The sequence below is a fragment of the Tabrizicola sp. M-4 genome (genome assembly GCF_051132405.1).
Classification (GTDB): Bacteria; Pseudomonadota; Alphaproteobacteria; order Rhodobacterales; family Rhodobacteraceae; genus Paragemmobacter.
On the sequence record NZ_CP128606.1, the window covers coordinates 1937328 to 1951777 of the forward strand.

At 66.9% G+C, this 14450-nt stretch carries 17 protein-coding genes; 5 read left to right on the top strand and 12 right to left on the bottom strand.

Going from position 1 to position 14450, the window contains the following annotated elements:
• Window positions 1-86: 86 nt before the first annotated feature.
• From TabM4_RS09370 to guaA, 6 genes are all read right to left on the bottom strand, one after another.
• A complete protein-coding gene (locus TabM4_RS09370; protein ID WP_434621607.1) occupies window positions 87-983 on the bottom strand; it encodes a DMT family transporter in 897 nt (298 codons plus the stop codon).
• 49 nt (window positions 984-1032) lie between these two features.
• A complete protein-coding gene (locus TabM4_RS09375; protein WP_434621610.1) occupies window positions 1033-1806 on the bottom strand; it encodes an SDR family NAD(P)-dependent oxidoreductase in 774 nt (257 codons plus the stop codon).
• Between the two features lie 4 nt (window positions 1807-1810).
• Window positions 1811-2806, bottom strand: coding sequence for a zinc-dependent alcohol dehydrogenase family protein (locus TabM4_RS09380; RefSeq protein WP_434621613.1), 996 nt, complete (start codon window positions 2804-2806; stop codon window positions 1811-1813).
• Window positions 2807-2853: 47 nt separating this feature from the next.
• Complete coding sequence (locus TabM4_RS09385) at window positions 2854-3183, bottom strand: hypothetical protein (RefSeq protein WP_434621616.1); 330 nt, start codon at window positions 3181-3183, stop codon at window positions 2854-2856.
• A gap of 79 nt (window positions 3184-3262) precedes the next feature.
• Window positions 3263-3541, bottom strand: a complete 279-nt coding sequence (locus TabM4_RS09390) for a putative quinol monooxygenase (protein WP_434621619.1) — start codon at window positions 3539-3541, stop codon at window positions 3263-3265.
• Window positions 3538-5100 carry a glutamine-hydrolyzing GMP synthase gene (gene guaA, locus TabM4_RS09395; RefSeq protein ID WP_434621622.1) on the bottom strand — a complete coding sequence of 521 codons (1563 nt, stop codon included), beginning with the start codon at window positions 5098-5100 and terminating at the stop codon, window positions 3538-3540. Before guaA ends, TabM4_RS09390 begins: the two co-directional genes overlap by 4 nt.
• Window positions 5101-5347: 247 nt before the next feature.
• On the opposite strand from guaA, the gene TabM4_RS09400 reads away from it, so the two are divergent.
• The gene (locus TabM4_RS09400; protein ID WP_434621625.1) at window positions 5348-6907 is read left to right on the top strand and encodes a trimethylamine methyltransferase family protein; all 1560 of its coding nucleotides are present in this window, start codon (window positions 5348-5350) and stop codon (window positions 6905-6907) included.
• Between the two features lie 54 nt (window positions 6908-6961).
• Here TabM4_RS09400 and TabM4_RS09405 read toward each other — a convergent pair whose 3' ends face one another.
• On the bottom strand, window positions 6962-7267 hold the full coding sequence (locus tag TabM4_RS09405; RefSeq protein ID WP_434621628.1) for a DUF6477 family protein: 306 nt from the start codon (window positions 7265-7267) through the stop codon (window positions 6962-6964).
• Window positions 7268-7473: 206 nt separating this feature from the next.
• Here TabM4_RS09405 and TabM4_RS09410 point away from each other — a divergent pair, with 206 nt between their 5' ends.
• The gene (locus TabM4_RS09410; RefSeq protein WP_434622002.1) at window positions 7474-8589 is read left to right on the top strand and encodes a DUF6456 domain-containing protein; all 1116 of its coding nucleotides are present in this window, start codon (window positions 7474-7476) and stop codon (window positions 8587-8589) included.
• Between the two features lie 4 nt (window positions 8590-8593).
• On the opposite strand, the gene TabM4_RS09415 is transcribed toward TabM4_RS09410, so the two are convergent.
• Window positions 8594-9157 carry a hypothetical protein gene (locus TabM4_RS09415; RefSeq protein ID WP_434621631.1) on the bottom strand — a complete coding sequence of 188 codons (564 nt, stop codon included), beginning with the start codon at window positions 9155-9157 and terminating at the stop codon, window positions 8594-8596.
• 167 nt (window positions 9158-9324) lie between these two features.
• On the opposite strand from TabM4_RS09415, the gene lipA reads away from it, so the two are divergent.
• A complete protein-coding gene (gene lipA / locus TabM4_RS09420; protein ID WP_434622004.1) occupies window positions 9325-10275 on the top strand; it encodes a lipoyl synthase in 951 nt (316 codons plus the stop codon).
• Between the two features lie 48 nt (window positions 10276-10323).
• Here the strand turns inward: lipA and TabM4_RS09425 are convergent, their stop codons facing one another.
• The 4 genes from TabM4_RS09425 to hpt form a co-directional block, all read right to left on the bottom strand.
• Window positions 10324-11202 carry a hypothetical protein gene (locus TabM4_RS09425; RefSeq protein WP_434621634.1) on the bottom strand — a complete coding sequence of 293 codons (879 nt, stop codon included), beginning with the start codon at window positions 11200-11202 and terminating at the stop codon, window positions 10324-10326.
• A gap of 86 nt (window positions 11203-11288) precedes the next feature.
• The gene (locus tag TabM4_RS09430; RefSeq protein ID WP_434621637.1) at window positions 11289-12173 is read right to left on the bottom strand and encodes a c-type cytochrome; all 885 of its coding nucleotides are present in this window, start codon (window positions 12171-12173) and stop codon (window positions 11289-11291) included.
• A gap of 93 nt (window positions 12174-12266) precedes the next feature.
• Entirely contained in the window at window positions 12267-12434 is a 168-nt protein-coding gene (locus tag TabM4_RS09435) for a hypothetical protein (RefSeq protein ID WP_434621640.1), read from the bottom strand.
• 4 nt (window positions 12435-12438) lie between these two features.
• Window positions 12439-12978, bottom strand: a complete 540-nt coding sequence (gene hpt, locus TabM4_RS09440) for a hypoxanthine phosphoribosyltransferase (protein ID WP_434621643.1) — start codon at window positions 12976-12978, stop codon at window positions 12439-12441.
• Between the two features lie 70 nt (window positions 12979-13048).
• On the opposite strand from hpt, the gene TabM4_RS09445 reads away from it, so the two are divergent.
• A complete protein-coding gene (locus tag TabM4_RS09445) occupies window positions 13049-13504 on the top strand; it encodes a type II toxin-antitoxin system RatA family toxin (protein WP_434621646.1) in 456 nt (151 codons plus the stop codon).
• 64 nt (window positions 13505-13568) lie between these two features.
• Window positions 13569-14417: an alpha/beta hydrolase family esterase gene (locus TabM4_RS09450; protein WP_434621649.1), complete on the top strand. Its 849-nt coding sequence runs from the start codon at window positions 13569-13571 to the stop codon at window positions 14415-14417.
• Window positions 14418-14450: the final 33 nt, after the last annotated feature.

Below are 14450 nucleotides of genomic sequence, written 5' to 3' on the forward strand. Positions count from 1 at the left end.
TATCCCTCCCGCACGCTTTCCCCGACGTGCCTTTCTGTGGGTAACGGTAGGTCCGGGCGGAAATTGGGTCAATTCATGACGCCACGTCACGGATTTGTGACGGGGGGGAGTGTTGCAGGCTTGCGCGTTTCGGCCCGGATATTGGCGAAATTCCCGATGAAGATGATCAGCGCGCCGAGGATCACCAGCGGGTCGAGCGGTTCGGCATAGAGCAGAACCCCCACCAGCGCGATCACGGGCAGGCGGGCGAAATCGATGGGGATCACATAGCTTGCCGGGGCGAGGGAGAGCGCCGTGGTGATGCAGAGATGCGCGAGCAGGCCGCAGAAGCCGATCACGGCCAGCCATGGCAGGGTTTCAGCGGTGGGCAGGCGGATCACCCCGTCATGGCCCGCCATGACGAGGCCGAAGACCCCCTGCATCAGCGTCAGCCAGAAGAGGATGGAGACGATGCTTTCGCCGCGGGTCAGTTTCTTCGTCATCAGGTTGGTGGCGGCAAAGCAGATGGCCGAGGCGGCGGCGGCAAGGACGCCCGCATCCAGCGCCGCGAAATCGGGGCGCGCGACAAGGAGGATGCCCGCGAAGCCCATGGCGGCGGCGAAGAGGCGGACGCGGGTGAGCCTCTCTCCCAGAACCAGCGGCGAGAGCAGGATCACCCAGATGGGCGATGTGAATTCCAGCGCGAAGACCTGCGCGAGCGGGATCATCGTCAGCGACCAGAACCAGAGGTTCTGCCCCGTGAAATGGAAGAGGTTGCGGACAAGGTGCTGACCCATGCGGTCGCGGCGCACCTCGCGCAGGCGGTTCAGGCTGCCCGCCACCACCAACACCAGCGCGAAGCCGAGGACGGACCGCCAGAGCATGATCTCGAACGTGTCATGCGTGCCCGCGACGGCGCGCCCCGCGATGGCCATGGCGGTGAAGGAAAAGACCGAACCGGTCATCCAGAGGGCGGCGGCGAGGGGGCGGTGGGTCTGCGTCATGGCGGCACAGTCCTGCGGGCGGGGGGGATTGTCCAGTGCCAGACGGGGTTCAGTAGCCTGCCGTCAGGCCGAAATCCACCATGACCGCCGCGCCCGTCACGCCCGCGCTGGCGGGGGAGAGGAGGAAGGCCGCCTGTGCCGCCACCTCGTCGGGGGTGAGGAAGCGCGCGGATTGCCCCTGCGGGTAATGGGCGCGCAGGCGGGAGAGGTAGCCTTCGGGGTCGCCCTCGCCGAAGCGGGCGGCCTGATAGGCGAGCATCGGGGTTTCGATGTCGGAGGGGCAGAGCGCGTTGACGCGGATGCCGCGGGGGGCCAGTTCGCGGGCGAGGGCGCGGACCATGAGGACGACCCCGCCCTTGGAGGCGCAATAGATCGCGGCCCCGGCATTGCCGACGATGCCCGCATCCGAGGCGATGGCGACCACCGTGCCCTGTGTTTCGGCCAGTGCGGGAATGGCGCGGGAGATCAGGAAGAAGGTGGCCTTGAGGTTCACGTCGATACAGGCGGACCAGTCGGTTTCGGTCGCCTCTTCCGAGGGGCCTTCGACCCAGAGGCCCGCGGCGGCGACCACGGCGTCGATCCTGCCAAGGCGGGCGAGGGTGGTCTGGATGACCGTTTCGCAGGCGGTGACGTCGCGCAGGTCGGCGGAAAGGTGGAGGGCGGCGGGAAGGCCGGTCAGGGCTTCCGCGCGCAGGTCGGTGGCGGCGACGGTCGCGCCGAGGCTGTGGAGGAGGCGGGCGGTGGCCCCGCCGACGCCGCCGCCAGCGCCGGTGACGAGGATGACCTTTCCGGCAAAGAGGCCGGGGGCGAAGACCTGCTGCATGGGATCAGCCCTGCGGCAGGACGATGGCGCGGATTTCGCCGGGGCGGGCGGGGGCGGCGATGGCGGCGGCGGCCTCCTCCAGCGGCAGGGTGCGGGAGATCAGCGGGTCGAGTTGCAGGCGTCCTGCGGCGATCATGGCGGCGGCGCGTTCCTGCGTGAAGGGGTTGATGAAGGAGGAGAGGAACTGGACCTCGCGGAAGAGGAGGTCGAAGGGTTCGATCTGCACCTTCTGGCCTGCGGGCAGGACGCCGAGGATGACGACGCGCCCGCCGTCGCGGGTCAGGCGGGGGGCGGATTCGACGGTATCTGTCACGCCCGCGCATTCCACGACGAGATCGGCCCCCTTGGGCCAGAGGGCGCGGGCCTCTGCCTCGGTCCCCGCGGTTTCTGCCGCGCCCAGCCTGCGGCCAAGCGCCTGTTTCGAGGTGGAGCGGGTGACCAGCATCACCTCGGCCCCGGCGAGGGCGCAAAGTTGCAGGGCCAGCATGCCGATGACGCCGCCGCCAAGGATCATCACGCGTTCGCCCGCCTTGGGCGCGCCGATGTCGATGCCGTGGAGGGTGCAAGCGAGGGGTTCGCAGAAGGCCCCATGCAGGGGGTTCAGGTCGGCGGGGAGGATATGGGCCTTGTGGGCCGGGAAGGCGCAGAATTCGGCAAAACCGCCGTCGCGGCCAAGGCCGGTGGCGACGTTCCTCAGGCAGAGGTTCACGCGGCCGCGCAGGCAATTCTCGCAGCGGCCACACCATGTGTTCGGATCGCAGGTGACGCGGGTGCCTTCGGGGATCGTGACGCCCTCGCCGCAGCCCACGACGATGCCCGCGAATTCGTGGCCGAGCGTGAGGGGCGGTTTGGAGGGGAATTCGCCATGCAGCAGGTGGCGGTCGGTGCCGCAGATGCCGCAGGCCTCCACCCGGATCAGCACCTCGCCGGGGGCGGGGGTGGGGATCGGCACCTCTTCGGTGCGGATGATGCCGATGTCGATGAGCCGCGTTGCCTGCATGGTCCTGTCCTCCCTGAGGGAGATTAGGACCGGGGGGTGGGCGGGCGTCAATCCCACCAGCGCGGCCACCAGCGGTCGAGGATCGCGTTGAAGTCGCGGGGGCGGGCGAACCAGCCGGTGAGGAGGATCCAGGTGAGGGCCAAGGAGGAGGAGAAGAGGAGGATCAGCGGCGACAGGTTGCCGCCCTGCTGCCAGTATTCGTTGAAGACCGTGTAGGAATAGGCCATCGGCGCGATGGGCAGGAGGGCCAGCCACATGACCGGACCGCGACGGAGAATGACGACGACCACCTGCGCGACGGGGTAGAGCGGGACGCTGAGGAAGGCGTAGATCGTAAGGGGGATGGCCAGGATCATCCCTAGGGTTTCGCCGAGCATGGGAAATGTCCTTCATCGAAATGATGCGGGATGATTCCACCGAAAGACGGCGAAATCGGGAGCGGGGTGACGCGCGGCGTCAGTCGCGCAGTTCCTCCACCCGGAAGTCGCGCAGGATGTGGCGGGTGGCGGCGAACCATGCGCTGTCGCGGGTGCGGCTCTGGTGGGCGTCGAAGGCGGCGCGGTCGCGGAAGGTTTCGCTGACGTCAAAGATCAGGGGATCGTCGGTGTCGTCGATGGTGAAGCTGATGCAGCCCGGTTCGGCGCGCGTCGCCAGCACATGGGCGGGGCGGTGGAGGAGGACCGCGGCGCGCTCCTCCTCGGTCATGCAGACGAGGCGGCCGGAGAGGCGGATCATTCGAGTTCGATCGTCCCCGGCGGTTTCGAGGTGCAGTCGTAGAAGACGCGGTTGACGCCTTGGACTTCGTTGATGATGCGGGTGGCGGTCTCGCCGAGGAAGTCGTGGGTGAAGGGGTAGTAATCCGCCGTCATCCCGTCGACCGAGGTCACGGCACGGAGCGCCAGCGCGTAGTCATAGGTCCGCCCGTCGCCCATCACGCCCACGGTGCGCATCGGCAGGATGGCTGCGAAGGCCTGCCAGATCTCGTCATAGAGGCCGTGCTTGCGGATCTGGTCGATGTAGACGGCATCGGCGCGGCGCAGGATGTCGAGCTTCTCGCGCGTGATCTCGCCGGGGCAACGGATCGCCAGACCGGGGCCGGGGAAGGGGTGGCGGCCGATGAAGGCATCGGGCAGGCCGAGTTCGCGGCCCAGCGCGCGGACTTCGTCTTTGAAGAGTTCGCGGAGCGGTTCGACGAGCTTCATCCCCATCTTTTCCGGCAGGCCGCCCACGTTGTGATGCGACTTGATGGTGACGGAGGGGCCGCCGCTGAAGGACACGGATTCGATCACGTCGGGATAGAGCGTGCCTTGGGCGAGGAAGGTCGCGCCGCCGACGGATTTGGCGTGTTTCTCGAAGACCTCGATGAAGAGCCGCCCGATGGTCTTGCGTTTGACTTCCGGGTCCGAGACGCCTTCGAGCGCGCCGAGGAAGAGGTCGGACTCGTCGGCATGGATCAGCGGCATGTTGTAATGGTCGCGGAACATGGTCACGACCTGTTCCGCCTCGCCCAGCCGCAACAGGCCGTGGTCGACGAAGACGCAGGTGAGCTGATTCCCGATCGCCTCGTGGATCAGGACCGCCGCGACGGAGCTATCCACGCCGCCGGAGAGGCCGCAGATCACCTTCTGGTCGCCCACCTGTTCGCGGATCTTGCGGATCGCCTCTTCGCGATAGGCGCCCATCGTCCAGTCGCCCTTGAAGCCTGCGAGTTTCACGAAATTCTCGTAGAGTTTCGCGCCCTTGGGGGTGTGGTGCACCTCGGGGTGGAACTGCACGGCGTAGAAGCGGCGGGCCGGATCGGCGGTGATGGCGAAGGGGGCGTTGGGGGAGGTTCCGTAAACCTGGAACCCCGGCGCGATGGCCGAGACGTGGTCGCCGTGGGACATCCAGACCTGTTCGCGCCCGTCTTCGAACCAGCCGTCGAGGATCGGGAGTTTGGCGTCGGTGGGCGTGACATAGGCGCGACCGAATTCGGCGGTGCCGTGGCCGCGTTCCACCTTGCCGCCGAGGCAGTGCATCATCACCTGCTGGCCGTAGCAGATGCCGAGGATCGGCACGCCCATGTCGAAGACGCCCGCAGGCGGCATCGGCGCGCCATCGGCAAAGACCGAGGCCGGACCGCCGGAAAAGATCACGGCCTTGGGCGCGAAGGCGCGGAGGAAGGCGTCGTCCACCTTGTTGAAGGGGTGGATCTCGCAATAGACGTTCAGCTCCCTCAGGCGGCGCGCGATCAGCTGCGTCACCTGGCTGCCGAAGTCGATGATGAGGAGGCGGTCGTGGGTGCTCTGGGTCATGCGCCCGCGTAGCCTTTGCAGGCCGATTTCGCAAGGGGCCAAGGGCAGCGAAGCCGGGGGTTTCACACCCCCGGACCCCCGTGGGATATTTGGGCAACGGGGAAGGAGGCAGGGTCGCCGCCGACATGGGCGCATGTCGCTTTTGCACCTCAAGCGCCGCATTCATCGGGCGGGGGAGAGGGGTTTGGGCGCATAAGGGCGGAAAATGTGCGGCCTGCAAGGGCTGCGGGAGCCTATGGAGAGAACGATGAGCGACACCGATCTTGCAGTGGCCGGGGCAGGGCGCAGGGCGCGGGGCGGCGGCGGGTCGGCGCGGCGGGCGGAGCGGACGGCGGTCAGCCTCGACACCGCGAAGTTCATCCAGCGCAACATCCCGAATTTCGAGATCCTGAACGACGAGGCGCTCGAGATCATCGAGTGGAATGCCGAGACGGTGCTGGAGGAGATCGGCGTCAATTTCGTCGAGAACCCGGAGGCGTTGAAGCGCTGGAAGGATGCGGGCGCGGATGTGCAGGGCGAGCGGGTGCGGATCCCGCGTGGGCTGGCGCGCAAGCTGTGTGCCACCGCGCCGTCGTCGTTCACCCAGCATGCGCGCAATCCGGCGCGGAACGTGGAGATCGGGGGCAAGTCGCTGGTGCTGGCCCCGGTCTATGGTCCGCCCTTCGTGCGCGACATGGAAGGCGGGCGGCGCTATGCGACGATCGCGGATTTCCAGAACTTCGTGAAGCTGGGCTACATGTCCAAGTGGCTGCACCATTCGGGCGGCACGGTCTGCGAACCCACCGACGTGGCGGTGAACAAGCGTCACCTCGACATGCTGCATGCCCATATGGTGCTGAGCGACAAGCCCTATATGGGGTCGGTGACGGAGCCCAGCCGCGCGGCGGATTCGGTGGAGATGTCGAAGCTGCTCTTCGGGTCGGATTTCGTCGACCAGAACACGGTGATGACGAGCCTCATCAACATCAACAGCCCGCTCACCTTCGACGGGATCATGATGGGCGCGCTGGAGGTCTATGCGAAGGCCAATCAGGCGGCGATCATCTCGCCCTTCATCGTGGGCGGCGCGATGGCGCCGGTGACGGTGGCGGGGACGCTTACGCAGGTGCTGGCCGAGGTGCTGGCGGGCGTGGCCTATTCCCAGCTGATCCGCGCCGGCGCGCCGGTGATATTCGGCGCTTTCGTCACGTCGATCGACATGAACTCTGGCGCGCCGACCTTCGGGACGCCGGAGGCCGCGCATATCACCTATGGCGCGGGGCAGTTGGCGCGGCGGATGAACCTGCCCTACCGTTCGGGCGGGTCATTCTGCGGGTCGAAGCTGCCGGACGCGCAGGCGGCCTATGAGACGGCGAACAGCCTGAACATGGCGCTGCTGGCGGGGGTGAACTTCATGCTCCATGCCTGCGGCTGGCTGGAGGGCGGCCTCGTCTCCTCCTACGAGAAGTTCGTGATGGATGCCGACCAGCTCGGCACGCTGCACCATCTGGCGCAGGGGATCATCATGGACCAGAACGGGCAGGGGATGGATGCCATCCGCGAGGTCGGCCCCGGCGGTCACTATCTGGGCTGCGAGCATACTCAGGCCAATTTCAAGTCGGCCTTCTGGCGGTCGGACCTGCTGGATTACAAGCCCTTCGAGACATGGGCCGAGGAAGGGTCGCGCGACACGATGCAACTGGCCAATGAGCGGGTGAAGAAGCAGCTGAACGATTATCAGCAGCCCGCGCTGGACGAGGGCATCCGCGAGGCGCTGGATGACTATGTGGCGAAGAAGAAGGCCTCGATGCCCGACGCCTTCATCTGACATGCGGACGCATCGCAGGATCTGGGAGGGGGCTGCCTGCGGGCGGCCCCTTTGTCATTCGCGCATCGCCCGTTCGGCCAGCAGCGCGATCAATAGTTCGACGTGATCCATGCAGGACCATGACGGGTCGCCGGCGCGGCGGGCGGCCTCCATCCGGGCCTCGCGCGCGGTGAGGCGGGGGAGGATGGCCGCGGTAGGGACATGGGGGCCGATGATGCGCGGCAGATCGCGCGAGGCGCGGTAATCGGCCAGACCAAGGCGCGCGGCATCCAGCAGCAGCCGGGGGCGGCGTTGGCACGGGGCTTCGGCCTCGGGTTCCTGGGAAAGCGGGCGGGGCAGGGGGGCAGCGGCGGGGGACATGGCACTCTCCATCGACAAGGGCGCCAGAGTAGCGCCGGACGGTGGGGTGTTGCGTCGGGGGCCGTGTCAGCGCGCGGCGATGTACGGTTTTGTTTACAGTTCGGGAACAATCATCCGAATTGCCCGCCTTCATTAACCATTGGGTAACCAATTCTCGCTTGGGTTGCATCATGGGTCCATTCACCGGGGACGGGCAGAGACATGCCATGCAGAAGCTGACGATCCCTTCCCCGATGCCGACGCTGCCGCCGTGGCTGCCGCTGTCGGTGCTGCATTACCTGGATCATACCGCCGTGGGCACGAGCCTGCGGGCCTTGGCGCGGCGGGACGGGGTTTCGGCCTCGACCGTGCTGCGGCAGGTCCGCCAGTGCGAGACGCGCCGGGACGATCCCTTGGTGGATGCGGCCTTCGAATCCCTGCGGGCGACCGTGATGGGATGGGGTGGGGGATCGTCCTCAACAGATGAGGACACCATGACCGCCCATGCCCGCCCCGACACCATGCCGCAGGATGCGGCCACCCTTGCCGCCGAGGCGCGGCGGGTGCTGCGCCGGATGATCGAACCGGAGGCCTTCCTTGCCGTCTCGGCCGAGATGGAGCGCGCGGTGGTGCTGCGCCCGGAACCGGGGGGGCGGCAGGCGCGGCTTTGCACGGTGGAGCGGGCGGTGGCGCAGGCATTCGCCCTGAAGGACTGGATCATCTGCGACCAGCAGGGGCGGATCGCGGTCTATCGCATCACCGGGGCGGGGCGAGCCGCGCTGCGGCGTCTTCTGGCCGAGGAGGAGATGCGGGCGGGGGGCGTGCGCGAGGCGCAGTTCATCTATGCCGACCAGCATCGCGACATGGTGGAAGGGGCGGCGGACCCGGCGGATGGCCGGAAGCTGCGCTACAATGCGGCGGAAAGCCCGGTCTGCGCGCTGGGGCGGAAGCTGGGTCGGGATGGGAAACCCTATCTTTCGGTGGAACTGGTGCGGGTGGCGGAACGGCTGCGCGAGGATTTCGAACTGGCGCAGATGGGGCCGCGTGTCGCGCAGAACTGGGAACGGTTCCTGACGGGGGCGGATCGCGGCGGGTTCGGATCGGGCGGCGGGACGGCAGAGGGGCCGCGCGCGGCGCGGGATCGGGTGGCGGAGGCGCTGCGGGAATTGGGGCCGGGGCTGGGGGATGTGGCCTTGCGGGTGTGCTGTTTTCTGGAAGGGATCGAAACGACCGAGCGGCGGATGGGATGGGCGGCTCGGTCGGGAAAGATCGTGCTGCGGATCGCCCTGCAGCGGTTGAAGCGGCATTATGACGAGAAGGTGGGGCGGTCGATGATCGGCTAGGGGATCAGGCCGAGAGGCCCCCCGCCACGATCATCACCGACAGGCCAGCCAACCAGAGCGCGGCCAGCCGGGTGATGCGCGGGGGGAAGCCTCTTTCGGCGCGGGGCAGGATGCTTCCGGCGCAGGCCCAGAGAAGGGCCACGGCGGCGATGCAGCCTGCCAGCACGGCGACGGAGGCGGGCGTAAGTCCCGCCGCCGGGATCAGGACAAGGCCCATGACCAGACCCTTCGGGTTGAGGAAGGTGGTCACCGCGATGCGGCGGGCCGAGACGAGGGTGGTTCCTGCCGTTCCGGGGCCCGTGCGCCACATCGTCCATGCCAGATAAAGGACCCATAGCCCTGCCAGCGTGGCGATGATGGGCCGGAGGAGGCCGATCTGTGCCGCAAGTAACTGGGACAGCAGCGCCAAGGGCAGGATCGCCGCCAGATAGGCCGCCAGTTCCACAGGAATCAGCCGCAGGGCGCGGGGCAGCCCGCGCTCGGCCGATGCCAGAAGGATGAGCGTGTTTGTCGGCCCCGGCGTGAGGAGCAGGAGGATCAGGGCGAGGGCAAGGGTGGGCAGCGTCATCCGGGGTGGGTCTCCGTCGGTTGGCGCTTTCCTAGCAGGGGGTGGAAAGCCTGTGGATGACCTGCATCAATTCCGGTTCCTGCATCCGTGGCCGCGTCACCCTCACGCGTTGCGCCCCGCGCGCCAAGGGCTTATGTCTTGGCCACGCCAGAACCGAGGAGGCCCCGGTGCGCGACCTGAAACTTCCCGACCAGCGCCATCCCGAAAAGGCGCATCGCCCGGACAATGAACAGCCGAAGAAACCGGCATGGATCCGGGTGAAGGCCCCGACCTCGGAGGGCTATAAGAAGACCCGCGACATCCTGAAGGAAAAGAAGCTGGTCACCGTCTGCGAAGAGGCGGGCTGCCCGAATGTGGGCGAGTGCTGGTCGCAGGGGCACGCGACCATGATGATCATGGGCGAGATCTGCACGCGCGGCTGCACCTTCTGCAACGTGGCGACGGGCAAGCCGCAGACGCTGGATGCCTTTGAACCCGGGCGCGTGGCGCATGCCGTGGCGGAACTGGGCCTGTCGCATGTGGTCGTCACCAGCGTGGACCGCGACGATCTGGAGGATGGCGGGGCGGAGCATTTCGCCCAGACCATCCGCGCGATCCGGCATCGCGCGCCGGGCACCACGATCGAGATCCTGACGCCCGATTTCCTGAAATGCCCGCCCTCCGCTCTGGAGACGGTGGTAGAGGCGCGGCCCGATGTGTTCAACCACAATCTGGAAACCGTGCCGGGGCTTTACCCCGAGGTGCGGCCCGGTGCCCGCTATTTTCATTCGCTGCGGCTGTTGCAGAAGGTGAAGGAACTGGACCCCGGCATGTTCACCAAATCGGGGATCATGGTGGGTCTGGGCGAGGATCGGCAGGCCGTGCTGCAGGTGATGGACGACATGCGCGCGGCGGATGTGGATTTCCTGACCATCGGGCAATATCTGCAACCAACGCCAAAGCATCACCGCGTCGCCCGTTTCGTCACGCCCGAAGAGTTCAAGGGCTATGAGACGGCGGCCTATGGGAAGGGGTTCCTGATGGTTTCGGCCACGCCCTTGACGCGGTCATCCTATCATGCGGGCGACGATTTCGCGCGGTTGCGCGAGGCGCGGAACGCGAAACTGGGTCGCGGCTGAACCGTCAGCCTAGACCGCACCCGATGGGTGCGGTCGCCCTGCGAGGGGTCAGAACTTGATGCCCACCGAGGCATCCAGCGCCATGCTGGTATTGTTGCCATCCGCCGCGCCGAACTGGGCATAGGCCCCGTTGGAAAAGCCGTATTCCGCCGCGATGCCGATCATGTTGCCGCTGACGGTGCCATCCTCGGTGCGCAGATGCCCGCGCAGGGTCAGCGACGGGGTCACGGCAAAGCCGACATAGCCCACCGCCACCTCGCTGTCGCCCGCGATGCGCTGGCTGGTCAGGTAGAGGCCCATGTCGAACTGGCCCGCCTGATGGTTGGCCCCCACGGTGACGCCCAGATTGCCATCCTCACCCTCGATCGCGCCTTCGATCTGGGTGCCGCCGGTCTGGTATTCACCGGCGATCTGCCAATGGGTGCCCGCCTGATGGGTGATGCGGTGGATCGAGGCGCCATAGCGCAGCGCCCCGCCTTCGCCGGTGAAGCGCGCGCCATAGACCTGTTCGCCCAGAGATTTGGCAAGCCCGGTGACGATGGAGGTGCCGCGCTGGTCGAAGGCGAATTGCCTCTCGCGGTTGCCCGCGAAAACGGGGATCTCGATCAGGCTGTCCACCACGGTCTGCGGCGCGCCGAGGGCCAGTTCGCCCGGACCCACGCCGAAGGTGATGGCCAGATAGGGCAGCGAGGCATCGGTGCCGGTATCCAGATCGTGGTCGATGTCGCCGCCCAGTTCAAAGCCCACGGGGCCTTCGAAGCGCAGCATCAGATCGCCGCCGACCCGCGTGCCAGAGGCGCCGTTGCGGCGGGTATGTTCGAATTCCAGATCGCCCGTGAAGGACAGCGATTCCATCCCCTGCGCCAAGACCGGCAGGGGAAATACCCCAAGACACAGCGCAAGCGCGCCGCCCGTTAGCCTGTTCATCGGATACACCATACTGCTCTGTTTTTTTACAGGGCTACCATGGATGGGGGTTTCCCGCAATCACAAGCAGGAGGGCGAGGCCGCGATCATTCGACCGCGGGCACCTTCTTCAGATAGGCCGCCACCGCCTGACGGTCGCTTTGGGGGAGTTTCGCCATATTCTCCACCACATGCGCCATATGACCGCCCGCGCTGTCATATTCCGGGGTGAAGCCGCTGGTGAGATAGGTCGCGATCTCGCCCGTGGACCAGGTCAATTGGGCGGGAGTGATGCCGGGGATGCGCCCCTCGCCTGAGGGGTTGGGCGCGCCTGCCAGCCAGCGGGCGGTATCCATCCCGCCCAGCGCGGTGCGGGGCGTGTGGCATTCGCCGCAATGGGCCAGCGCCTCGACGATTTCGCGGCCGCGGATTTCTTCGGGCGTGAGGTCGCCGTCGATGACCCAGCCCTCTGTCAGGTAGAGCGCCTTCCAGACGCCAAGGCTGCGGCGGATGTTGAATGGGAAGGCGATTTCATGCGGCAGGCTGGCGGCATCCGACGGGGGCAGGGTCTGCATATAGGCATGGATGTCGGCCACGTCCTGCGGCTGCATCTTGGCGTAAGAGGCATAGGGCAGGGCAGGGTAGTAATGCGCCCCCTCGGGCGAGACGCCGCGCATCAGCGCATTGCCCAGATCGGCCACCGACCAGCCGCCGATACCCTGCGGTGAAGGCGAGATGTTCGGGGCGATGAAGGTGCCATAGGGCGAGGCGAAGCGTTGCCCGCCCGCCAGCATCAGTTCCGCATCCCCTTCCGCCTCCGGCGCCATGTGGCAGGAGGCGCAGCCCGCGGCGGTGAAGACCGTCTCGCCGCGCAGGACATCGCCGGTCAGCCCCTCGAAAGTGGTGGCGGGCAGGGGGGCGGGCGCGGTGATCCACCACCCTGCGGCAGCGCCCCCAAGGGCTAGGACGGCAATCGCGGGAAGAATGCGCATGAACGGACCTTTCGGATAATGCATGCCCGAAGGCTAGCGCCGCGCCCCGCGTCGGGCCAGTGACGAAGTCGCGATGTGGCGGCAGGCGGCGCGTCAGGGTTTGAGTTTCTGGGGCACCAGCGCCTCGGGCCAGCCGAAGAGCCATTCATAGCCGAAGATGAGAAGGCAGAGCGCGATCACGCCGAAGACCAGTTTCACCCGCTGCGGCGAGGGCGGGTTGCGCACCCATTGCGCCATACGGATCAACCAGATAGGATTCATGCCGTCACCCCGTAAATCGCACCTTGCCGATATAGGGTAGGTTGCGATTGCGCTGCGCGAAATCAATCCCGTAGCCCACCACGAATTCGTCGGGGATCTCGAATCCCGTCCACGTCGCCTTGATATCCACCTCGCGCCGCGAGGGTTTGTCGAGCAGGGCGCAGACTTCCAGACGTTTGGGTTCGCGCGACAGGAGCAGGTTCTTGACATGGTGCAGGGTGAAGCCCGTATCGACGATGTCTTCCACCACCAGCACGTCGCGGCCCGCGATCTCGCCCCGCAGGTCCTTGAGGATGCGGACTTCGCGGCTGGAATGCATCGCATCGCCGTAAGAGGAGGCTTCGAGGAAATCGACCTCGACCGGCAGGTCGATCTCGCGCACCAGATCGGCGATGAAGACGAAAGAGCCGCGCAGCAGGCCCACGACGACCAGCTTGTCGGTGCCCGCGTAATGGGCGGTGATCTCGGCCGCCAAGGCCTCCACCCGCGCGGCAATCGCCTTTGCGCTGATCATCTGGTCTATGACATATGGCCGCTCTGACATGATGCACCCCTTGATTTCCCGCCAAGCTCTACCCAATACGGGGAACCGTGTCACGAAGACAGGCGCAGCCATGCCCACCCATCACGAAATCAAGCGCCTGCCCTACAGCGCGCAGCAGATGTATGACCTTGTCGCCGATGTCGGGTCCTATCCGAAGTTCCTGCCGTGGAATTCGGCGGCGCGCATCCGGTCGCGCAAGGCCATGCCGGACGGGTCGGAGGTGATGGAGGCGGATCTTGTCATCTCGTTCAAGGTGTTCCGCGAAAGGTTCGGGTCGCGCGTGACGCTCTGGCCCGCGGCGCGCAAGATCGACACGGTCTATATCGAGGGGCCGTTCAAGCATATGAAATCCACCTGGGCCTTCCGCGATGTGGAGGGCGGCTGCGAGGTGGAATTCTTCGTGGATTTCGAATTCCGCAACGCCATCCTGCAGGGGATCATCGGCGTGGTTTTCAACGACGCGATGCAGCGCGTGGTGCGCGCCTTTGAACGCCGCGCGGCGGAGTTGCACGGGCCCAAGGTCTGACGCGACGGAACCGCGCGGGCGCGGCGTGGAAGGAGCATTGATCGCCACATAACGGGGATAGCCCATGCTCCGCCTTGTCCTTGCCCTGATCCTTTTCGCCCTGCCCGTGGGGGCCGAGACCATCCGCCTTGGCGACCGGTCCTATCGCATCGACCTGCCCGCAAGGGCCGCGGGGGCGCCCGTCATCCTTGCCCTGCATGGCGGCGGCGGCAGTGCCGACCAGTTCGCGCGGTCCTCCGGCCTGTCGCGCCCAGCCAATGCGCAGGGCTATGCGGTGATCTATCCCGAGGGCACGGGGCGCGCGGGCACGTGGAACGGCGGCTATTGCTGCGGATCGGCGCAGCGCAATCGGGTGGATGACATGGCCTTCCTCGATGCCGTCATCGCGGATGCGGTGGCGCGCTTTCGCCTGAACCCCGCGCGGGTCTATCTGACGGGCATGTCGAACGGGTCGATCATGGCCGAAACCTATGCCGCGCTGCGCCCCGGCAAGGTGCGCGCCGTGGCGGGGGTGGCAGGCACGATGGATGCGCGGCGACTGCGACCCAAGGGGAAGGTGCCGCTCCTGCATATCCACGGCACGGCGGATGAGATGGTGCCCTATGCGGGCGGCAGGGGCGCCACCAGCCTGACGCGCACGGATTTCGCCTCTGTCGCGGCGGTGGAGGCGGCCTTCCTTGCACCCTATCCGATGCTTGCGCGGACCGAACGGGTGATCGACCGCGCGGCGGACGGGATGCGGGTGATCGAACGCAACTATGCCAATGGGCGCGGCGTGACGCAGGTCCGCATCCTGACGGTCGAAGGCGGCGGCCATGCCTGGCCCGGCAGCCGCCGCGCGCCCCGGCAGGGCGGCACGCGCGACATCACGGCCAATGCCGAGGTGCTGCGCTTCTTCGCCGAACATCCCTGAAACCGGCGGCTTCGTTTCGGGAAAAATACCCCG